The sequence below is a fragment of the Streptomyces sp. NPDC006393 genome (assembly GCF_040628575.1).
In the GTDB taxonomy this organism is placed as follows: domain Bacteria; phylum Actinomycetota; class Actinomycetes; order Streptomycetales; family Streptomycetaceae; genus Streptomyces.
Map to the genome: position 1 here is coordinate 16,411 of NZ_JBEXZD010000011.1, position 21,640 is coordinate 38,050.

Genomic DNA, 21,640 nt, shown 5'->3' on the forward strand with positions numbered 1-21,640 from the left:
GGTCCCGGCATGAACGAGACCGCGCTCACCGTGCACCAGACCGCCCGTCCCCACGGCTTTCCCACCCCCGACCACTTCGCCTTCGTCGAGTCCGCGCTGCCCGAGCCCGCCGCCGGCGGCGCGCTCGTGGAGAACCTCTACTGGTCCGTCGACCCCTACCACCGCGAGATGATGGACGACGTGCCCGGCGGATTCGCGCTCGGCGTCCCACTGGAGGGCCGCACCATCGGGCGGGTGGTCGCCTCGCGCACCCCTCGGCTCGCCGAGGGCGAGCTGGTGTTCCACCGGCAGGGCTGGCGCACGCACGCGGTGGTCACACCCGGGGAGGTCCGGCGGCTGCCCCGCCTCGACGGCGTGCCCGTGACCGCGCACCTGAGCATCCTCGGCGGCACCGGACTGACCGCGTATGTGGGCCTGACCCGGATCGCCCGGCTGAAGGAGGGCGAGGATCTGTTCGTGTCGGGTGCCGCGGGCGGGGTCGGCACGGCGACCGGACGGTTCGCCCGACTGCTCGGCGCCGGACGGCTCGTGGGCAGCGCGGGCTCGGCGGCCAAGGCCGCCCACCTCGTGCGGGAGGTGGGCTACGACGCCGTCTTCGACTACCACGAGGGGCCCGCCGCCGACCTGCTCGGCCGGGCCGCACCGGACGGCATCGACGTGTTCGTCGACAACGTGGGCGGCGAGCAACTGGCCGCGGCGGTGGGGGCGCTGCGCGAGTTCGGGCGGATCGTCCGCGTCGGCACGATCAGCCAGTACAACACCCCCGGCGCGCCGCAGCCGCGCTTCGACCACGCGGACATCGTGGAGAAGAGCATCCGCATGGAGGGCTTCCTGGTGCGCAACCACCGCGACGTTCAGGAGGAGTTGTACGACATCGCCGTACCGCATCTGCGCAGCGGCCGGCTCGCCGCCGACGAGACGGTGGTCGACGGGTTCGAGCACATCGTGGACGCGTTCCTGGGCATGCTGCGCGGCGAGAACACCGGCAAGATCATCGTCCGGGACCGCACGCAGGCCGTCGGCGCCGGCGGCACCACCCGCGCCGCCGGCCGCACGCCCCGCGCCGCCGTCAGCGGCTCGTGAGGACGACGAGTCGCTGGGTCGCCCTGGTCATCGCGACATAGCGGTCGACGGCTCCCTCGACACCCTCGCCGAACTCGTCCGGGTCGACGAGGACGACCAGGTCGAACTCCAGCCCCTTCGACAGCTCCGGCGTCAGCGACCGGACACGCGAGGACGTGCCGCGGAACGCGGGACGGCCGATGACACAGGCGATCCCCTCGGCATGAGCGGCGAGCCAGGTGTCCAGGACCGAGTCGAGGTCACTGACCGGCCCGTGGACGACGGGTACACCGCCGCTGCGGATGGAGGTCGGCACGTTGGCGTCCGGGAGCACCGCCCGGATGACCGGCTCGGCCTCCGCCATGACCTCTTCCGGCGTCCGGTAGTTGATGCTCAGCGAGGCCACGTCGATCCGGTCGAACCCGACCCGCGCCAGCCGCTCCTGCCACGACTCCGTGAACCCGTGCCGGGCCTGGGCGCGGTCCCCGACGACGGTGAAGCTGCGGGACGGGCAGCGCAGCAGCAGCATCTGCCACTCCGCGTCGGTCAGTTCCTGCGCCTCGTCCACCACGATGTGCGCGAACGGGCCGGCCGGCAGGCCGGGTTCGGTCTGGGGCAGCGCGTCCTCGTCGACCAGGGAGTTCTGCAGGTCCTGGCCCTTCAGCATCGTCATCAGCATGCCCTGCCAGTCGTCGTCGGTCCTGAGCAGGTTCTCGGTGACCTGGGCCCGGTACTCGCGTTCGGCGGCGACGGAGGCCTCCCGCCGGCGTCTGCGCCGGGACGCCTCGGGGTCGCCGAGCCGCTGCCGTGCCGCGTCCAGGAGCGGCAGATCGGACACCGTCCAGGCCCGGGGGTCGGCGCGCTGCAACCTGCGGACGTCCTCCGGGCCGAGCCAGGGAGCGCACATCCGCAGGTAGGCCGGTACCGACCACAGGTCTCCGACGAGGTCGGCCGCCTCGATCAGCGGCCATGCGCGGCCGAGGGCCGCGTTCAGCTCCTCGTCCTGCCGCAGCGCTCTGCGGAACAGGTCGGGCGAGACGTCGCCGTCGTACTTGTCCATCAGGATCTCGGCCAGCTTGTCCCAGACCTGCTCCCGCGCCTCGTTGTGCGGGGTGCCGGGTTCCGGCGCCTCGAAGGCCTCGGCCCAGTCGCCGGCGGTCAGCCGGAGGTCCGACCAGTCGACCGTGACCGTCAGTGCCTCGGTGGGCGGCTCCTCGTAGAACCTGACGGCCTTCTCGACGGCCTTCACCATGTCCGCGGACGACTTCAGACGGGCCACCTCCGGGTCGGTCTCCACCGTCGCCGAGGCGCCCTCGGCGACCAGGTCGCGCAGGATGCAGGTCTGCACCCCCTCCTCGCCGAGGCTGGGCAGGACGTCGGAGACGTAGGACAGGTAGGGCCGGTGCGGGCCGACGAACAGCACCCCGCCGCGCCGGTGGCCGAGGCGCGGGTCGGAGTAGAGGAGGTGGGCGGTGCGGTGCAGGGCGACGACGGTCTTGCCCGTGCCCGGCCCGCCGTCCACCACGAGGGCGCCGCGGGACCCCGCCCGGATGATGGCGTCCTGGTCGGCCTGGATGGTGGCGAGCACGTCCCGCATGCGCGACGACCGGTTGGTGCCCAGGCCGGCGATGAACGCGGACTGGTCGTCGAGGGCCGCGCGCCCCTCGAGAGCGTCGGCGGTGAACACCTCGTCCCAGTAGTCGCTGATCCGGCCGCGGGTCCACCGGTACCGGCGGCGGCTCACCAGACCCATCGGGTTGGCATGGGTGGCCCCGAAGAACGGCTCGGCGGCCGGGGAGCGCCAGTCGATCAGCAGCCGGCGGCCCTCGTCGTCGGTGAGGCCCAGCCGTCCGATGTAGACGGGCTCGGCGCCGTCCTCGGGGACCATGTGCCCGAGACACAGGTCCAGGCCGAAGCGGCGCAGGGTGCGCAGCCGGGCGCTGAGGCGGTGGACCTCGATGTCCCGGTCCATCGCCTCCTGGCCCACTCCGCCGGGCGCCTTCAGTTCGGCGTCGAGGCGGTCGGAGAGTTCGGCGACCGTCCGTTCCAGGGTGTCGGCGACGGCCGCGAACTGCTGCTCGTCGCGGGCGATCAGCGCCGGGTCGGCCTTGGGTGAGAGGGGGTCGGCAAGGTCAAACACGCTGGACGTCAGCGGGTTCACGTGATGGCTCCGATCTGTGGCCGCTCGCGGCCGTCGTGCGGGGAAGCGCGGGTGGACGGGCACCTCGGCCGGAGATTCTGCGGCACGAAGGGGGCCTTGCCGCAAGGCCCCCTGTGTGTTATAAGTTGAGAGTGGCAAGGAGTGGGCGACCTCCTTGCCTTTCCTTTTTGCCGTCAGCCGTGGCGCAGGTAGCGGTCCAAGGGCGGCTCGTCCGCCAGGACGGCACCGATGGTCACCGCGAAGGTGATGGCGGCGCACAGGACGATCAGCCAGGACAGCATGACCAGGACCATGCCGAGAGCGCCGTACTCGGACAGGGCACGGTTGAGCGCCGTGGGCATGTAGAGCCGGGCGGTCAGGCCGAGCGCGCTCGTGGCCGCCGCGGCGAGGAGCGCACCGGGCAGCAGCCGTGGCCAGGGGACGCGGGCGGCCAGCAGCAGGTGCTGCGTCCAGAGCCATACGCCCGTCGCCACCACGAAGAGCAGGGGCGTACCGAGCCAGAGTCCGGCGCCGAAGCCGTCGCGGATCGGACCCTGAAGGAAGACCACCAGGACCAGCGCCAGCAGCCAGACCAGCCAGCGCCAGGCGGCGGTACGGGCGCCGCTCCTGGGCAGTCGCCAGGCGCGCTCGCAGACCCGGGACATGGCACGGCTGAAACTGGTCGCGGAGAGCAGCGTGATCAGCAGGCCGATGACCCCGGTGGTCTCGCGCAGGCTCTTGCCACCGGGGTCGGTCAGGACCCGTTGCAGTTCCTCGTCGCACGCTCCGGCCAGGCCGAACATGGCGCGCAGCGACTCCCGGAGCTGGTCGCGCATGCTCTGCGGGGCGAACGCGGCGACGGCGAACAGGACGGGCACCGCCGCCAGGAACGCCTGCGCGGCCAGTCGCGTGCCGGCGTCCAGCAGGTTCGCGGACAGCAGGCGGTTGGCCAGTTCGGTCACGACGGGGAAGCGCTGCTCGACGGTCGTCAGCAGACGCCGGATTCGCGCCGTCCACGTCATGCCCGCACGTTAGAGTGCATCGCCCGCCGTCCGCACGCCGTCCGGGCCACGTGACGGGCGCTTCGCCCGGACGGCCCACGCGCGCTCGCGAGGGGCCGCCCGGGCGACGGACTACTGCGCGGCCGGCGACGCGGCCCGGGCCGGCAGCACCTCCAGGTCGTCGAACTGGGAGGTCGTGTAGGAGTCGAGCCCCAGCCCGACCTGGCCGTGGTCGTAGGTGGAGTCGGTGACGTGGGCGACTTCGGCCCCGTCGACGCGGGCCGTGATCTTCTCGCCCGAGAAGCCCAGCGTGAGCCGGTGCCAGGCGTCCGCCGCGGCGGAGGGCAGGCTGCCGCTCGCCAGGACGCGGGTGGTCCTGTCCGGGGCGATGACCTCGAGCGACCAGGTACCGGAGTCCGACAGCTTCAGGTAGTAGCCCTCCCACACGTTGACGCGTGCGGGCCCGGCGTTGTTGAGCTGGTTCACCACACGGCCGAGCAGACAGGCCGTGCCGGAATGGTCGATCATGACCTTGGCGGAGACGGTGTAGTCGGTCCACTGGCTGTCGCCGGACAGGGTGAGCGGACTGGCCACCCTGGACCACTTGACGGGCTGGGTCGTGACGACCTGGCGCAGACATCCGCCGGTTCCCCCGCTGCCGGAGGCGGCCTGCGGCGCGGCGGAGCAGGGCGCGACCTGGAAGGCGCCCTCCATGTCGGAGATGTAGCGCGGTGTGGCCGCGGTCGGGTAGCTGTCGAAGCCGTCGCGGTAGGGGAGGGCCATGACCTCCGCACGGGGTGCCCGCGCGGTCGCACTGCCCTTGCCGCCGGGCATGGTGGTCAGTGTCGTGACGGTGCCCGGCCGAAGGGTGATGCGGTGGCCGCCCGTGGCGTCCGGGGACACGTCGGCGCCCCGGACGAACCAGTCACCGGGGTCGGTGGACTCCAGGGTCGTCGTCCAGCGGTGCAGCGCCCCGCGTGGCAGTTTCCCCGTCGGCGTGACGCTGACGTTCTGGGGGGCCGTCGCCGCGGTCGTCTCGAACACCGTCGTGTAGGCGGGGCGCGGGCCGGGAGAGCGCAGGGTCACATAGGTGCCGCCGCCGTCGAGGTAACCGCTGGCGGAGTCGACATAGCTCCAGCCCGGCCGGGTGAACTGCGCGGTCTGGGCGATGGTCCACAGCGTCGGACCGAGTTCGTAGTGACCGCTCCACGGCTCGTTCGCCCGGAGCAGACCGCTGCCCTGCATCTGGACGGTCGGGTACCAGGCGTACGCCGCCGGCCAGTTGATGAACGCGGTGATGCGGGAGTCGACGTACTCGTGGTTCATCTCCGCGGCGAGCCTCGTCGCCCCCGTGAGGTAGTTGTTCCAGCCGGACTCGCTGGCGAACAGGGGTTTGTCGAGACCGAGGGCGTCCGCCGAGCTGGAGCAGTGGACGGCGGAGCACGGGTAGTGGATGCCGACGACGTCCGTGGCCGCGTCGAAGGCGGGGTCGTTCTTCATGTCGGTGGCGACCTGCCAGCCGGCGTTGTCGGCCGCCACCACCTTGACGTCGGCGTGGCCGTGGCTCACCAGGGCGGCCTTCAGCTTTCCGTACCAGGCCGCGTCCCAGCCCTTCTCGTTCCAGCCGCCGAGGTAGTCGACGTGCAGGTCGTGCCGCTGGGCGCAGCCGAGCCACTGCATCAGGTAGTCGATGTTGTCCTGGGACCAGAAGCCGCCGTCGAACCAGCCGGGCGCGCCCCACTCCAGACCGTAGAACCGGATGTCCGGATTGCGCTTCTTGGCCTGCTCCATGAGCCACCACTCGTAGCCGCGGTCGCAGTCGACCTGCGTGCGGGTGCGCATGTGGCTGGGCTCGGCTCCGTTGCTGGAGTTGGTGTCCGCTCCGATCTCCACCTTGAGGATCTGGAGCGAGGCGCCGTACCCGGGCTTGAACAGGTAGTCCAGGATGCGGCCGCGCTCCGGCTCCGGGTAGTCGACGAGCAGCCGTGAGGTGCCGCCGCCCCCGCTGATGGCGCCGACACCGTCGAAGACACGCCCTGTGCCGGCGCCGTCCACGGTGATCCGCTGTACGGGGGGCGCGTCGGTCTCGGCGTGCGCGGTCGCCGGTGCGACGAGCGCCAGGCAGGACACGAGCAGGGCGCACACGGCGCGCGCGGTGCGCCCGGGGAGCCGGCGCGGTCCGCCGGTCCGTCTGCTTGTTCTGGGCATGGGTCCTCCGTGAGAGTCGCTGGGCAGGGCGTTCAGAGCACGACGTGGGTGCGGCCGCGAGGCACCTTGCGTCCTCGGGCACGGCCGTCCTCGGGGAACACCTCGACGCGGGCGGGTCCGTCGGCGTTGATGTCGAAGGAGGCCCCGGAGCCGCGGAGCACGAAGCCGCGGACCGCCACGCGGGCGCCGGTGGCCCGGAAGACGGTGCGGCCGTCCCGGACGAGCGTGGTCCTGTCCGGTCCCGCGGAGACGGTGTAGGTGTGGCCGCGCAGCCGCACGTTGGCGACGGTGTTGGTGCCCGGCAGCGAGAGCGTGCCGAACATCAGGGCGGCCGGGTCGCCGTCCCAGGGGTTGTCGGAGATGAGCTCGTGCAGGCCCTGCACGGCCATCGCGTTGGACCAGGAGTAGGTGCGCCAGGCGGTGTCGACCGCGGAGTCCATGATGGACTGGCCGGGCTCGGGATCGAAGGACTCCGGGAACCAGTTCTCCTTGTCCCAGGCGTCGAGGTACATGGCGGTGCTCCGGGCGGCGAACCGGCCGGCCACGTCGTCGAAGCCGTACCGCTTGACGCCGTCGTACACGGTGGCGTTCATCGGCGGCCACACGGCGCCCTTCCACTGCTCGGGGGCGGTGTCCTCGCCGTACCGGTCGAAGAAGCGGAAGTGCTCGGAGGAGGGGTGCACCGGGCCGCCGGAACAGTAGGCCGGGTCGTTGCGTGCGACGCTCGGGACGACGTACTCGCCCCAGAACTCCTCCGGATCCAGCAGGTGTCGCTCGACCAGGATCCGGGCGCGCTCCGGCGTGGCGAGGCCCGCGAACATCGGGTAGAAGACGGTCGGCGTGACCACCTCGTTCCAGGTGCCGTCGAGGTAGCGGCTCAGGTACAGGCCCTTGTCCGGGTGCCACAGCCGCTCGTTGAGCAGCCGGCGGATCGTCTCGTACTGCGCGGCGAACCGGGTGGCGTCCTCTGGTTTGCCGAGCACGCCGGCCATCTTCGCCAGGGTCTCGGCGAGCAGCGCGTAGTAGGAGTTGAGCGCCACGTCGGTGAGGTCGGTGTTGTCGCGCTTGTCGCCGCTGCCGCCCTGCTTGGCGATCCGGTGGTAGGAGGCGTAGACGGGACTGTCGTCCAGGCCGAGGTGGTTGCCCCGGCCGCCGATCCGGTCCCCGAAGTAAGGGGTCTCCAGCAGGCCGTCCCTGTCGGTGTCCCACTCCGGCAGGAGGTCGTGGAAGGTGACGAGCTGGGGGTAGGTCTTCTCCAGCAGCGAGCGGTCACCGAACTTGGTGTACAGCCGCCACACGGCGTACGCGTGCATGGGCCCGGAGTTCTGCTGGTCGTAGCGCGGCCCCGGCAGCGGCACCTGGTTGGGCGGCGCCGGTGCCTCGAAGACGTCCGTCTCGTGCTGGACGGCGAGCGGGCGGCTGACGAGAGCGGCGTCCACGGCGTCGAAGGCCGAGTCCCATCCCGTGAACAGACCGCCGCCACCGCCCCAGCCCCACATCACGTAGTTGCGGTGGCGCTCCTTGTCGTAGTTGGTGTTGAGCGACAGCGCGTCGCGCACCGCGTCCGCCGCCCGCCCCACCGGCCCCGAACCGGTGAGATTGGCGCCACGGACCCGTGCCCCGGCGGTGGCGAGGGCGTGCTCCACCTCGTGTGCCTCCGGCGTCCGGGCTTCGAGCGGCCGGTCGTCGACGCGGGCGGCGAACGTGATGGTCCGTCCCTTGCCGAGCCGGTAGACGAGTGCCGCGACGGCGGTGCCCGGCGCGCCGCTGCCGCCGGTCACGGCCGCCGTCATGTCGGCCACCGAGGCGTAGCAGCCGCCGCTGTCGGCCGGCTCGGTCGGGGACAGCCGTATGTGACCGGTGCGGTTCTGCTCCAGCAGGCCCGGGGCACTGCCCGTCAGGCTCTGGCCGTCCAGGGCGAAGGCCGCCTGCTCGCCCCAGGGCGAGGACAGCTCGAGTACGACGGTCGTGTCGTCGTCGAGCGCGGTGACGGCGCCGACCAGGCCGCTTCCGTCGCCGGTGCGCGTGTACCGCACCCGTATGGTGCGCTTCTCGCTCTGCGTCCGGTCGTACTTCTGCTGGAGCTGCGGCAGCTTCGCCGTGGCGTCGGCGACCTCGCTCTGCGACCACTGGTCGGGGTGCGCGATCACCTCGCGCAGCGCCTGGAGGTGCGCCGGCATGATCGTGCGGTCGTCGGTGGTGACCTGCACCTCCTTGTAGGCGCCGTCCGGCGTCATGGGACCGATCCGCCAGAGGTAGTTGGTCATCTTCTCGCGCAGCAGCTTGCCCTGCGCGGTGAGCAGGCCCACGCGCAGCGCGAACCGGGACTCGCCGCTGCCGACGAACAGCGCGCCGGTCCAGTCCTGCTCCCTGACGCCGGGCATGGCGAACGGCCGCCGCTGCGTGGGGTACGGCAGGGCGGCCTCCTGCCCGGCGGCCTCCTGCCCGGCGGACGCCTGCTCCGCCGGCGACGCGGCCGCCTCCGCGGAGGTGGCACCCGTCATGAGGCCGATCGTGGCGCCGCCGAGGCCGGCCGCGCCGACGGCACCGAGGAAGCGACGTCTGGGCACCTGATGCTGTGTCATGTGTACAGAACTCCTCTTGTTCGGTATATCGGATGTCGATCGAACAATCGGTCATACGGCTCCGCGTCTGAGGCGCGGGCGTACGGCTGGACAGTCAGGGCTGCCGGGGAGGCGCCGGGGCGGGCCGGCGGACCGGTCCGCCCCGGCGCCCCGCCCCCTAGGACGACGGCATGACCGACTCGAACCGCCACTGTCCGGAGCCCACCTGGTACACCGCTTCGGTGTCACCGGACCGCAGCAGGCGCGCGCCCTGCGGGGCCTCAGCCCGGCCCCCGGCCGCCGGGACGTGGATCTCGGCCGTGCTGCCGGCCGGGACGTCGACGCTCAGCCGGAACCGGTCACCGGTCCGCTCCCACTCGGTACGTGCCAGGCCGTACGGAGTGCGGTAGGAGCCGGAGGCGGACGTCAGGCCGCCCACCACCGCCGGGTCGATCAGCAGCTCGCGGTAGCCCACCGAGTCGGCGGTCTGGTCGATGCCCGCGACACGGGTGGTGAACCAGGAGTCGATCGCGCCGAGCATGAAGTGGTTCTGCGACTGCCCCGGACCACCGTCCCAGGACTCGCCCAGCGTGGTGTTGCCGGCCAGCACCTGGTAGCCGTAGCTCGGGCTGGTCGTCTGTGTGGCGACCTTCTCGACCACGTCGTCGCGTCCGGCGGCGGACAGGACGCGGAAGGCGGACGGCAGGGAGATCTCACCCAGCACCAGGTGATGGCCGGCGCCCTCGACGGAGGAGACGAAGTGACCGAGCAGACGGTCGCGTTCGCCCGCCGGGTAGGCGCCCATGTCGAGCGCGAGCGCCTCGGCGCCCTGGCCGCCCCCGCCGAAGGTGCCCGTCTGGGTGGAGTAGTACTTGTCCGACAGGGCACGGACACTGGCGTCGGCCTTCGACCGGTAGTCGTCGGCCGCCGTGCGGTCGCCGAGCACCGTGGCGATCCGCGCCAGGGTGTCCACCACGCGCCAGTAGCCGTAGGTGCCCGCCACGGCGCGCGGGAAGGTGCGGTCCGGGGTGAACCAGTCGCCCAGGCCGTAGTCCAGGATGCCGCCGGAGACCTGCTTCTCCAGGAACGCCGCGTACTGCCGCATCCGCGGGTAGTAGGTGCGCAGGGTGTCGAGGTCGCCGTACGTGGTGTACAGCTGCCAGGGGACCAGGACGAAGGCGCCGCCCCAGTTGGAGTCGTTGCGGTAGGCGCCCGGCAGGCTGGTGTACTCCGGCACGGTGCTCGGGACCAGCCCGTCGGGGGTCTGCGCGTCGGCCATGTCCCGGACGATCTTGCGGAGTTGGGACTCCATGTCGAAGTTGGCGGCGAGCGCGGGGAACACCAGCTGGTCCTGTTCCAGCCAGCCCAGCTTCTCCCGGCTGGGGCAGTCGGTCAGGACGCTCATCATGTTGCCCTCGATGGCGCGGCGGATCAGCGAGTGGATGCCGTTGATCAGCGGATCGGAGGTGGTGAGGTCACCGGCGGAGGCGTTGTCGGTGCGCAGCACCCTGCCCCGCACCGTGACCGTCGCACCCTCGGGCACACCCTTGAGCTCCAGGTACCGGAACCCGTGGTAGCTGAAGTCGGGGTGCCAGGTGGCGGTGTGGGTGGATCCGGTGGTGTAGCTGTCCCACAGCGGGGCGCCGACGTTGCTGATGGACTGGAACGCGTGGCCGTCCTTCAGGCTCTCGGCCGGGTAGATGCGGATCCCGGTCCCGGCGGGGGCGCCGCTCACCGTGATCTCCGGCCAGCCGGCGATGTTGCGCCCCAGGTCGAAGACGCGGCTGCCGGCGGCGCCGTCGACCTCCTTGCCGGTGAGCGTCTCCACGTTCCGGATCGGCTCCGTCTCGCGTGCGCTGAGCACGGCCGGCGCCTGCTCCGTGCCGGGCCCGGACACCGTGACCGCCCGGTCCCAGGAGGAGCGGTCGCCGTCCGGCTCGTCCCAGTGCGGGATCGCGCGGCGGGCGTCGTAGTCCTCGCCGCCGTACCAGTTCGAGGAGGTCGTCGGGCCGAGCGTGGCACGCCAGTCGTCGCCGCTGGTGAGCGTGCGCACGCTGCCGTCGGCGAGGGTCACCTCCAGCCGGGCGATGAGCTTGGGGTCGCTGATGTTTCCGTAGAGCTTGCGGTACCGGTCGGCGGTGCTGACGACGTTGGCCATGCCGTTGCCGAGGGCGACGCCGAGGGTGTTGGCGCCGGTGCGCAGCCGGTCGGTGACGTCGTACGTGGCGTACTGCACACGCCGGGTGTAGGTGGTGTTGGCGGGTTCCAGGACGGCGTCGCCCACCGGCTCGCCGTTGAGGGTGGCGTCGTAGACGCCGAGCCCGGCGATGTAGAGACGGGCGCTGCGCACGGCGCGCGGGAGGGTGAAGTCCTTGGCGAGCAGGGGCAGTCCGGCGGGCAGATACGGCTTCGGGGGCTGCTGCCCGGTCACCCGGGCCAGCGTGGTGTACGGCCCGTCGGCCGCGTCGCCCGCGGCGAGCGCGTAGTCGGTGGGGAAGCCGGGGACCCGGCCGTCGTCGGTGAGGACGTCCGCCCGCGGGTAGAGGGCCACCTCGTCGAAGGTCTTGGCGGTCTTCAGGTCGAGGGTGAGGATCACCGGGTGGTCGGAGACGTCCGCGGAGTCGTGGGCGGCGCTGGAGTAGCCGGCCGCGGTCTGGAGGGCGCTGTTGGGCAGGCCGTCGACGGCCAGGGCGGGCTCCCAGGTCTTGCGCACCGTGTTGCTCTCCGACGCGGTGACCGCGGCGCCCTTGGCCAGGCCGGTGGCCGAGGTGACGGAGTCGCGGACGTCGATCTCGCCCAGTTGCAGCCGCCAGGCGCGGCCGGGGAAGTTCTCCGCGAGGGGCAGGCCGAGGCGGGTGACGTCCAGGCGGACGTAACGGGCCGTGGTGCGGGGCACCTTGACGACCACCGGCTCGACGCCGCGCCGGCTCAGCTGCCAGTCCGGATGGGTGATCCAGTCCGCGCCCCAGTCCGAGGGCCTGGTCAGGCCGGTCTCGAAGACGGCCGGGGCGCTCCAGCCGGAGGAGTGCTCGCCGCCCTGCGACCAGAGCATCACGCGCCAGTACACGCGGGTGCGGGAGCCGAGCGTCCGGCCGTCGTACGTGGTCTCCGGCGTGGCCGACGCGACCTTGCCGGAGTCCCACAGGTCGGGCCGCCCGGCGAGAAGCCGCTGGAGCGAGGTGGCGGCCTGCACGCGGTAGGCGCCCTGGAGGACGTTCCCGTCGCGCGCGGTGGTCCGCCAGCTGAGGTCGGGTGTGGTGTCGTCGATGCCGAGCGCCTGGCTCAGATGCTGGGTCCGCAGGCCGGCTGGGGTGATGGTGGCCTCCGGTGCGCCGGAGGCCGTGACGGCTCCGGCCAGCACGGTGACGAACGCGGTGGCGGCGGCGGGCAGGACGAGGGCGCGGCGCGTGCGGCCGCGTCTGCGGGGTCTGGGCATGGTGATCCTTGTGATCCTTCGGGAGTACGGGGACCGGTCGGGGCGGCGCGGCGGTTCAGACGCGCGTGAGGTCGGTGGTGACACGGCGGCGGAAGCGCAGCGTCACCGGGCCGAGCAGCCCCGAGGGCAGTGGCTTGTTGCGCTCGTTGGACAGGGTGTTGGCGACGCGGACCTCCAGCCGGTTGTCGCCGGCCACCAGCAGGCCGGTGACGTCGGTGACGAACGGCGCCCACAGCAGCGGCTCCAGCGCGGTGCCGTTGACGGTCACGGCCGCCACGTCGCGCACGTCACCGAGGTCGAGCAGGACGCGCCGTCCGTCGAGCAGGGACCTCTCGACCGGGACGGTGATCGTGTAGGTGCCGCTGCCGGAGAACAGCCGGTCGTGGTCGGTCCAGCTGCCCAGGGCAGCCGTGACGGGGGTGGCGCCGTCGCGTTCCAGGGTGAGGGTCCAGTCGCCCGTGACGGCGACCGGGGTGAGCGGGTCGTCCACGCGGACCGTGCCCTCGTAGGCGCGTCCGCCGGAGGTGCCGGTGAGCCGGTGCTCGCCCGGTGCCGAGGCCTCGACGGTCGCCCGCAGGGAGCGGCCCGCCTCGGCCACGGCCACGACGGGCAGCGGCGAGGAGGTCAGGTGGGGCGCGGCCGGCCCGCCGCGCCGGACCACGACGACGCGGGTCTCGTACGGGTCGAGCGAGACGGGCAGGTGGATGCCCCGCCGGGAGGTGCGGTACAGCGGAGCGGGGCCGGTGTCGCCGGTCACCGGGTTCCACAGCTCGGGGACGCCGTCCACGGGCAGGGTCGCGGTGGTCTCCACGGCGGTGCCGCTCTCGTTGTTGAACAGGAACGCCGTGTCCGTGCCCCGGGTCACCCGCAGCACCCGTACGGCGTCGCGGGCCGGTTCGAGGACGGCCGCGGCGGCCCCCGCCTCGTGCGCGGCGGCCCCCAGACCGGAGACGTCCGCCACCCGCACGGCACGTCCCGCGCCGTACCGGCGACTGCCGGGCACCGCGTCGCCGAACAGGTCGGACAGCGCGCGGGCCAGGGAGCGGTCGTTGCCGTCGGCGTCGTCGGCGGGCAGATCACCGACCGCGACCACGGTGCCGCCCGCGCGGACGAAACCGGCGAGTGTACGGACGCAGGCCGCGTCCAGCGTGTACGTGGCCGGCACCACCACCAGGTCGTAGCGGGCCGCGCCCACGGCGAGGCCGCCGTCGCGCACCCGCGCCCGGCACAGCAGCCGCTCGTCACCGGCGAGCGCGCCCTCGTGGAGGAGGTCGAAGTCGACCTGGGCACGCTCCAGCGCGTACGCGGCGTCCGCGAGCGCGCCGTCCACCTCGCCCTGCCGGTCCGTCCCGGTCCACTGCTCGGCGGCGCGCTGCGGCTGGAGCAGCGCGGTCCGCGCGGCGGAGGTGCCACGGCCGGCCTCCATCACCCGGCCGATCCACTCGGCCAGCGGCCGCATCGCCCACCACCAGGGCGCTCGGGGACCGAACGGCGGCGGGAAGTACACCCGTGTCTCGTCGGTCCACAGGGCGTGCAGCACCGTCAGGTTGACCCCGCGGGCGGCCTGCGCGCCGACCGTCGCGTGCACGAACGAGGGCGTGACCTGCCAGCCCATGTTCCCGAACATCTCCATCAGGGCCCGGTCGCGGCCCATCTGGTGGGCGACCGACACCGGGTTCCGGGGCAGCATGGTCTGCTCCCCGGCCACGTACTCGGCGGTGATGATGTCGCCGCCGGGCACCTGCGCCCACTGGTTGACCTTGTGCAGGTCCCCGGTCGACGGGATCCGCTTGGCAGGCGCCGTCTCGTCGTACAGGGGGTTGGTGATCAGGGCGACCCCGCGCTCCTCGCACCAGCCGGCCTGCCGCTCGAAGTACCGGGCGAACCGGTCGGACACGGCCTGCCAGTAGTGGCCGCGGGCGATGCGGCCCGGCCGTCCCAGGTCGTCGAAGGCACTCGCGTACGCCACTCCTGGCGTGACCCCCACGTCACGCAGCGCCCGGTCCAGCGTGGGTGACCACGGCAGCCGCTTGAAGTGGGCCTCGGCGGAGGCGAAGAACGGCTCGTCGTCCCAGAAGCCGGGTATGACGGTGCCGAAGTACCGGCCGAAGCGGCGGTGGTACTCGCCGGGCACGATGTCGAGGAACAGCTCGACGGGTTCGTCGTCGAGCAGATCCACGTAACTGCGGCTGTAGCCCTGGCTGTCGTCGACGAGCGGGACCCCGCCGAACAGGTCGACCTGCCAGCGGCCCGCGGGGACCTGCCAGGTGGCGTCCCCCGTGAGCCGGCTCGTCAGGTCGACGACGCCGGCGGCGTCGGCGGACCCCGCGGGCCGGGCCGCGGCGGCAGCCGCCTCGGCGGCGAGCGCGCCACGCTCGGGGAAGTCCCCGGCGGCGTCCGGGGTGTCGAAGGCCGACGTGTACAGGGTGCTGCCGTCGGCCGCGGTGACGGTCAGGCTGTCCCACAGGCCCCGCTCGTCCCCGACCGCGCGCACACCGACGCTCCCCGAGGCGTACCGGTCGTCGGTCACGGAGCCCTTGTCCCGCCCGTCCAGCGTGACGGACAGGCCGCTGCCGCGCACCGTGACGGCCAGCGTGTGGAACTTCGTCTTGTTGAAACCGTCGGTGCGGGTGCTGCGCAGCAGCTCCACCGGCTCGGAGTCCCGGGCCAGACGGAGCACGGTGACCACGCCGGTCTGGTCGAAACCGACCGCGTACCCCTCCAGACCGTCGGCGGCGGCGCGGACGACGAGTCCGGCGGCGGTGTGGTCGGCCTTCGCGCTGCCGCTGACGGTCACGTCGGTCCAGCTCGCGCCGGCGCGCAGCACGGCCGCGCCGCCCAGCACTCCGGCGTCCGCGACGAGCCGGCCCGCGTCCACGCCCACTCCGGTGCTGCGCCGCAGGTCCAGGGTGGCCGGTCCCTCGACCACGGTGGTCGACCGCCACAGGGCCTTCAGCCGCAGCTCGGGCCGGGGCCGGTAGGTGCGGGAGCCGACCGTGCCTCCCTTGACGATGTACTCGCCTGCCCGGCCGCTCGGGAAGTGGTCGTCGTTGAACAGCCACACCCGCATGCCCGTGCGCTCGGCGGTACGCAGGACATGGCCGACGATGTCGAACCACTCCTCCGTGAAGAAGGCCGGCTGCATCTCGGCGTTGTCGAAGGAGAACAGGACGACCTCGTACATGCCCTTGGCGCGCAGATCGGCCATCTGACGGTCCACCAGGTCGGGCGTGACGGGACCGTTCCAGTACCAGTAGACGGTGGGCCGGCTGTCCTTGGCGGGGTCGGCGAAGCCGGACGCGGAGTATCCGCCCCGGGCGCCCGGGGCCGCCGACGCGGAGGCGGGAGCGTCCGCCGCCCGGGCGACCGCGGGCAGTCCCGTCGCGAGCACGCCTCCGGCGAGGCCGGCCGCGACGACGAAGGTACGTCTGGGCAGCGGGGAGTCGGACTGTGGTGCGGGCATGGAGGCGCCTTTCTGTGACGGTGGCTGGGCGCGGCGGGCGCATGACGGACGGCCCGCCGGGCCGTCGAGAGCGGAGGAGTCGGGGAGTTCGGGAGCGGTCGAAGCGGGAGCCGGGGGAGTCGGGCGGCGGGCGTGGCTCAGCCGGAGGCGAGCCGCGCCACCTCCGTGGCGCTCAGCGCGCGGTTGTGCAGCCGGAAGTCGCGCACGGCTCCGTGCAGGTAGGGATGGGTCGTGTTCTGCGACCGGCCCAGGTAGTTCCGGGTGGTCGCGCCGAGCAGCAGCGGACCGCTGACCATGGCGGTGTTGCGGCCGGCCTCCACGCCGTCCACGTACAGCACACCGGTGCCGCCGCCCAGCGTCAGCGCCACATGGATCCACCGGCCGACGGGCAGCGGCGAGGCGGCGTCCACGACGTCCTCCGCCTCCATGCCGGCGATCCTCAGCGCGGCGCGGGCGTGCCCGGCCCCGGTGGTCGCGGCGAGGAAGAGGTAGGTCTCCTTGTGGTAGCCGAGGTCGAAGACCCGGGCGGACGCGGCGAGGCCGTCGATCCGCACCCGTACACCGACGGTCAGCTCGTCCAGGCCGCTCAGCAGCCCGGACGGCAGCACGAGGTGGCCGCCGACGCCGTCGAACGACACCGCGGTGTCCTCGCCGTCGTGGGTCCAGACGGCGCCGCCGGCGAGCGTGGCGTCGGCGAAGTCGCCGGTGGTGTCGGCGGCCGTCGTGCCGCTGCCCTCCCGCAAGGGGTAGCGGGCGACGTCCCGTTCGCGGCTGGGCGGCGGGGTGATCGCCCAGTACACGTTGTACCGCTGGTGGTGGACCTCGTGGAACGGACGCAGTGCGACCTCGCGGCCGTCCGCGACGGCGGTGAACTCGGTGGGCCTGCCGTCGGCCGCCCGCAGGGTGTGGGGCTGGATGGTGGGGATCGTGGCCAGAGCGGTGTCACCGTACTGGCCGGCCAGGACCAGGGGTCCCAGGGACACCGACGCCACCTGCGGATTGTCGGGCGCGGGGCGCCACACGGGCCTGCGGGGCAGGACCAGTTCGATGGTGTCACCGGTGCGCCACAGCCGCTCCACGGTGGCGTAGGTGCCGGGCTTCAGGGGCGTGAGGGTCCGGCGGCCGTTGACCTCGAGACCGGCGGGATGGCCGGTGTCGGCCACCCAGGACGGGATCCGGATCTTCAGGGCGAAGCGTGCGGTGCCTTCGGTGACGGTCAGGCGCGTCCGGTCACCGGCCGGATATTCGGTTTCCTGGCGGAGCGTCACCTCTTCGCTCTCCCAGCGGACTTCCGAGGGAATGAACAGGTTCACGTACAGGGCCGGCGGTGACTGCGGCGCGCCGGAGCGGAAGTAGATGCTGTCGGCGAACTTCGTGTGCGTCTCCAGCCCGGTGCCGTGGTCGCAGGAGAAGTTGTCGTAGTCGCCGCTGTAGCTTCCGGGCGCGGCGCCCAGGCCGCCCTTGGGCTGCCGCTCGGAGCCCGCCCACAGCCCGGTGTAGTACGTGACGAATCCGTGCGCGGAGTTCGGGTCCTGCTCGCCGAGCATCTGGTTGTAGAGGGTCCACTCGTAGTGGTCCATGTACTCGGCGCGCTGCGGCCGGTGCAGGAAGAGCTGCCGCCCCAGCTTGAGCATGTTGTAGCTGTTGCAGTTCTCGCAGGTCACCTCGGAGAGCCGGCTGACGATCTCGTCCGGCGGGCCGAAGAGCTCCTTGTCGGAGTTGCCGCCGATGGCGTACGAGTGGTGCCGGACGACCGCGGTCCAGAAGGTGTCGGCGACGGCCAGGTACTTCGGGTCGCCGGTGGCCTCGTAGCCCGGTACGGCGCCGACCACCTTGGCGATCTCGGTGTTGGCGTGCCGGCCGGCGAGTTCGTCGCGGCCGGCGGCCAGCGGCGTGTACAGGTCCTCGTGGTCGAAGCGCTGGGCGGTGCGCAGATGGGCGCTGTCCCCGGTGACCTGGTAGAGCCGGGTGAGTACGTCGTTCATGCCGCCGAACTCGACCTTCAGCACGGTCTGCATCCGCTCGTGGGAGAGCGGCGCGGTCCGCGCGTCCACCCAGGCCGCCATCTCCAGCAGGACGTCCAGCGCCTCACGGTTGCCGCTCAGGCGGTACTGGTCCAGCAGCCCGGCCATGATCTTGTGCAGGGTGTAGTACGGCGCCCAGGGCTTGCCGCCCGCCTCCAACTGGTCGAAGACCGACTCCGGGAAGGCGGACAGGTAGCCGCGGTGGAATCCCGCCGAGGGCGCGGCCTGCTGACACCGCGCCAGCGCGGAGACCAGGGCGCGGCCCTTTTCGGCGTAGGCGGTGTCACCGGTGTTGGCGTGCGCCTGGGCCAGGGCGCTGAGCAGATGGCCGGTGGTGTGCCCGCGCAACTGCACGTTCGGCGCCTCCCAACCGCCGCAGGGCTCCGCCGAGGAGGGCAGGCCGACGTTGGTGCGGAACGTGTGCAGCAGCCGGTCGGTGTCGACGAAGAGCAGGTAGGCGCAGGTGCGGCGCATGTTCGCCAGGAAGGGGCTGTCGAGCAGACGCACCTCGGAGAGCGGGAAGGGGCTGAGGGCCGGCTCCGACCCCGCTCTCCCCCCACCCTCCGGGGCCGCCGGGGCGGTGGCCGCGGCGGAGGTCTCTGCCGGCGCCGCGTGGGCGGACGCATCCATGGGGGAGGGCAGGGCGGTGACGGCCGCGGCGGCCGACGCCGCGAACACGATCTGACGGCGGGACGGAGTCGCGGGGACGCGCTGTGCGGGCAAGGTGCTGGGCTCCCTTCGGTGGGCAGCAATGCCTAAATCGCCTGAAGGTTTTGAATCGTTAAAGTCGCTGCGGGGAGACGGTAGGTGCGGGCACTTGGGGCGTCAAGGCTTCTCACAAGAACTGATCGGTAGCCGACGTGTTCGGCCTGTCGTGCGTCAATGAGCCGCGGTCGGCATGGGAGTTGCCTCGTGGCGCCCGGACGCGCTGACGTGCGAGGCGGCGCTGGAACCGGAAGCCGGCCAGAAATTTTGAAACGTTCAATCCCTGATGGCGCTGCCGGATGCCGGTGCGCGGACGACCGGGCACCCGCCGTCCGCACGCCCCTGGACGCCCCTGGACTACCGTGTCCACCCATGAGCACCGAGGACTGGCTGGCCGACACCCGGACGTCCTACGACACCGTCGCCACGAGTTATGCGGACCAGGTCCGCGACCTCCTGGACGAAACCCCCTACGAGCGCGCGCTGTTGACGCTGTTCGCCGAACTGGTGCACGCCACGGGCGGGGGACCGGTCGCGGACGTCGGGTGCGGGCCGGGAAGAATCACCGCCTGCCTGCGGGATCTGGGCGTGGACGCGTTCGGGATCGATCTGTCGCCCGCGATGGTCGCGACGGCCCGGCGCGAGCATCCCGGCCTGCGGTTCGAGGTCGGTTCCATGACGGACCTCGACCTCGCCGACGCCTCGTTGGCGGGCCTGGTCGCCTGGTACTCGCTGATCCATGTGCCCGACGACGCGATCGACGCTGTCTTCACGCACTTCCGGCGCGTGGTGCGGCCCGGTGGCCCGCTGCTGCTCGGCTTTCACGTCGGCGACGGGACGCGGCTGAAGACCCAGGGCTACGGCGGCCACCCGATGAACGTCCACGTCCATCTCCGGCAGCCCGGTGACGTGGCCGCCCGGCTGGTCGATGCCGGCTTCGCGGTCGAGGCGCAGACGACCCTCACCTCGGCCGAGAGCAGGCTCGGAGGCATCCTCTTCGCACGCCGCGGGCCCGAGACCGCTTCCGGAGTACGACATCCGCCGCCCTGTGACGCCGACCGGCACCAACCTCCTGGGCCCGGTGAAACACGCGGCCGGCGTCCTGGTGGCCTGGTGGAAGGGACCAGGTGACGCCGCATCATGCCGTGGTGCGCGTCATCGCCGACACGCACCGGCACGGTGCCGGGCCGTTCGGTCGGCCGTTACGCGCCCCGGCCGGCTTCCCGGGCCCATACGCTCCAGCCGGCTGCGGTGGTTCTCCCGCCACGCCGCATCACCCCCGCGCCATGCTGTGATGGTTCTCGTTCATCCCCACAGCGCCGTCCGTCAGTTCACGGACGATGTCCGCGTGCCTGCCGTGCCTGCCGCGCATGCCGCTCAGCCGGGACGGACGGGCTGCGCAGCCTGGACGGACAGGCCGCGCAGCCAGGTGCGTGCAGGCCGCTCTACCAGCCGACTGCCACCAGCAGCCACTGGGGGGAGCCGTGGGAGATGAACGAGGACTGGCCCGCCACATCGTCGTACGGGAAGCCGTAGGCCAGGCGGTTGATGGCGTTGTCGTGCCAGAACTCGGCGTAGTAGTTCGCCGGTGCCGCCTTGTAGTACTGGCCGGGGTCACTCTGCTGGGAGGCCGGCAGCGTGGCCACGTGGCGGTTGAGGGCGGCGCACATGGCGGGGTTGCCCGCCAGGGAGGCGGCGCACCCGAAGATGTCGGAGGTGGCCGCGTCGACACCGACGGACTGGGCGTAGGCGGTGAAGTAGTTCGCGTTGGCGCCGCCGGAGCGGAAGCTCGGGTCACTGCCGGGAGCGATGATGCGGTAGGGCGCCTGCGTCTGGGCCAGGACCTTGAACGGGGCCGGCACCGCGTCCGTGAAACGCTGGAAGGTGGTGGCACGGTCCTCGGCGAAGGTCTGCCGGTTCTCGCCGACCTCCACGTCGTAGCCGTCCTTGGAGTGCAGGCGCATGGCGAGCTTGAGGCCGAACGCGTCGACACGTGTGGTGTTGCCGTTGAAGACGTTGTCGCCGACGGTGAACTCGATGAAGTCGTAGTAGGGGCTGTCCGGTGAGCCGAGGTGGAAGTACATCCGCCCCGCGGAGTTCGCCGGCATGTCGAGATAGGGCTGCTCCGCGATGGAGTGGACCTGCCCGTTGAAGCTCCAGTACACCTGGCTGTCCGGGTACTTGCCGTTCGTGCGGTTGAGGATCTTCACCTCGACGACGTTGTGCGCGGGCGGGATGTCGCCGGTGCTGCCCCAGAAGTCGTCCGCCGGCGGGGTGCTGCCGCCGGGCCCGTACACCTCGAACTCCCACAGGGAGTAGCCGTACGGAGTGGCCCGTGCGGTGCCGTGGACGCGGACGTACCGGCCGCTTCCGCTGACGTTCAGGGTCTGGGTGCCGCCGGTGGAGGTCGTGGTGGAGTACACCGTCGTCCAGTTCCGCGCGTCGGTGGAGGTCTGGATCTGGTAGGCGGTGGCGTAGGCGGCTTCCCACGTCAGGGTGACGTGGGTGAGCTGCTGGACGGAGCCGAGGTCCACCTGGAGCCACTGGGGGTCGGCGAAGGCGGAGGACCAGCGCGTGCCCGGATCGCCGTCGACCGCCGCGGCGGCCGGGAAGGCCGCGCTCTCGGTCGAGGACGCGGTCACGGGCCGGCCGCGGGAGAGCAGGAGATCGGCGGCCCGCGCGGACGACTGTGTCAGCGCGAGGAAGCACGCGGCGAACAGGGCGAGGACGAGGCAGAGGGCCGTTCGGGAACGCGCGGTGCCGGCCGGCGGTCTCGGTGTCGGCGCGCAGGACGATGTCGGCATGAGGTCTCCAGAGCCGAGGGCCTGTGGGGGAGGAGGGGCGGCAGTACCTGAGAGCGCTCTCACCGGTTTGTACTCCCCCTGCTGTCCACCGTCAACAACTGAACGCGAGAGCATCGAGACCCGCCGGCTCATGCCTGGACGGCGTTGCCGGGCGTGACCCCCGGGGAGCAGTCGCCCGACCGGCCTTCAACTTCTGCGAACCCTCAACCCGACGGCCCGGCTGACTCGTTCAT

9 protein-coding genes and 1 pseudogene are annotated in these 21,640 nt (G+C 72.2%); 2 read left to right on the plus strand and 8 right to left on the minus strand.

Annotated elements, in window-relative coordinates; all coding sequences use genetic code 11:
- Positions 1-9: 9 nt before the first annotated feature.
- Positions 10-1,083 (plus strand): NADP-dependent oxidoreductase, encoded by a 1,074-nt coding sequence (locus ABZ484_RS07825; RefSeq protein ID WP_358865003.1) that lies wholly within the window; start codon positions 10-12, stop codon positions 1,081-1,083.
- On the opposite strand, the gene helR is transcribed toward ABZ484_RS07825, so the two are convergent.
- From helR to ABZ484_RS07860, 7 genes are all read right to left on the minus strand, one after another.
- Positions 1,070-3,223, minus strand: a complete 2,154-nt coding sequence (gene helR / locus ABZ484_RS07830; protein ID WP_358865004.1) for an RNA polymerase recycling motor ATPase HelR — start codon at positions 3,221-3,223, stop codon at positions 1,070-1,072. The two genes, ABZ484_RS07825 and helR, sit on opposite strands and share 14 nt — an antisense overlap.
- A gap of 173 nt (positions 3,224-3,396) precedes the next feature.
- Positions 3,397-4,224, minus strand: coding sequence for a YhjD/YihY/BrkB family envelope integrity protein (locus ABZ484_RS07835; protein ID WP_358865005.1), 828 nt, complete (start codon positions 4,222-4,224; stop codon positions 3,397-3,399).
- A gap of 111 nt (positions 4,225-4,335) precedes the next feature.
- Complete coding sequence (locus tag ABZ484_RS07840; protein ID WP_358865006.1) at positions 4,336-6,411, minus strand: galactosylceramidase; 2,076 nt, start codon at positions 6,409-6,411, stop codon at positions 4,336-4,338.
- 32 nt (positions 6,412-6,443) lie between these two features.
- Positions 6,444-8,996 (minus strand): trehalase family glycosidase, encoded by a 2,553-nt coding sequence (locus tag ABZ484_RS07845; protein WP_358865007.1) that lies wholly within the window; start codon positions 8,994-8,996, stop codon positions 6,444-6,446.
- A 157-nt stretch (positions 8,997-9,153) separates the two neighbouring features.
- Positions 9,154-12,411 carry a family 78 glycoside hydrolase catalytic domain gene (locus tag ABZ484_RS07850; RefSeq protein WP_358865008.1) on the minus strand — a complete coding sequence of 1,086 codons (3,258 nt, stop codon included), beginning with the start codon at positions 12,409-12,411 and terminating at the stop codon, positions 9,154-9,156.
- A 55-nt stretch (positions 12,412-12,466) separates the two neighbouring features.
- Positions 12,467-15,874, minus strand: coding sequence for a glycosylhydrolase-like jelly roll fold domain-containing protein (locus ABZ484_RS07855; RefSeq protein ID WP_358865009.1), 3,408 nt, complete (start codon positions 15,872-15,874; stop codon positions 12,467-12,469).
- 137 nt (positions 15,875-16,011) lie between these two features.
- Positions 16,012-18,621 carry a beta-L-arabinofuranosidase domain-containing protein gene (locus ABZ484_RS07860; RefSeq protein ID WP_358865010.1) on the minus strand — a complete coding sequence of 870 codons (2,610 nt, stop codon included), beginning with the start codon at positions 18,619-18,621 and terminating at the stop codon, positions 16,012-16,014.
- A 354-nt stretch (positions 18,622-18,975) separates the two neighbouring features.
- Here ABZ484_RS07860 and ABZ484_RS07865 point away from each other — a divergent pair.
- Positions 18,976-19,542: pseudogene (locus tag ABZ484_RS07865) on the plus strand (class I SAM-dependent methyltransferase); the annotation flags it as partial.
- 506 nt (positions 19,543-20,048) lie between these two features.
- Here ABZ484_RS07865 and ABZ484_RS07870 read toward each other — a convergent pair.
- Positions 20,049-21,407: a beta-1,3-glucanase family protein gene (locus tag ABZ484_RS07870; RefSeq protein WP_358865011.1), complete on the minus strand. Its 1,359-nt coding sequence runs from the start codon at positions 21,405-21,407 to the stop codon at positions 20,049-20,051.
- Between the last annotated feature and the right edge of the window lie 233 nt (positions 21,408-21,640).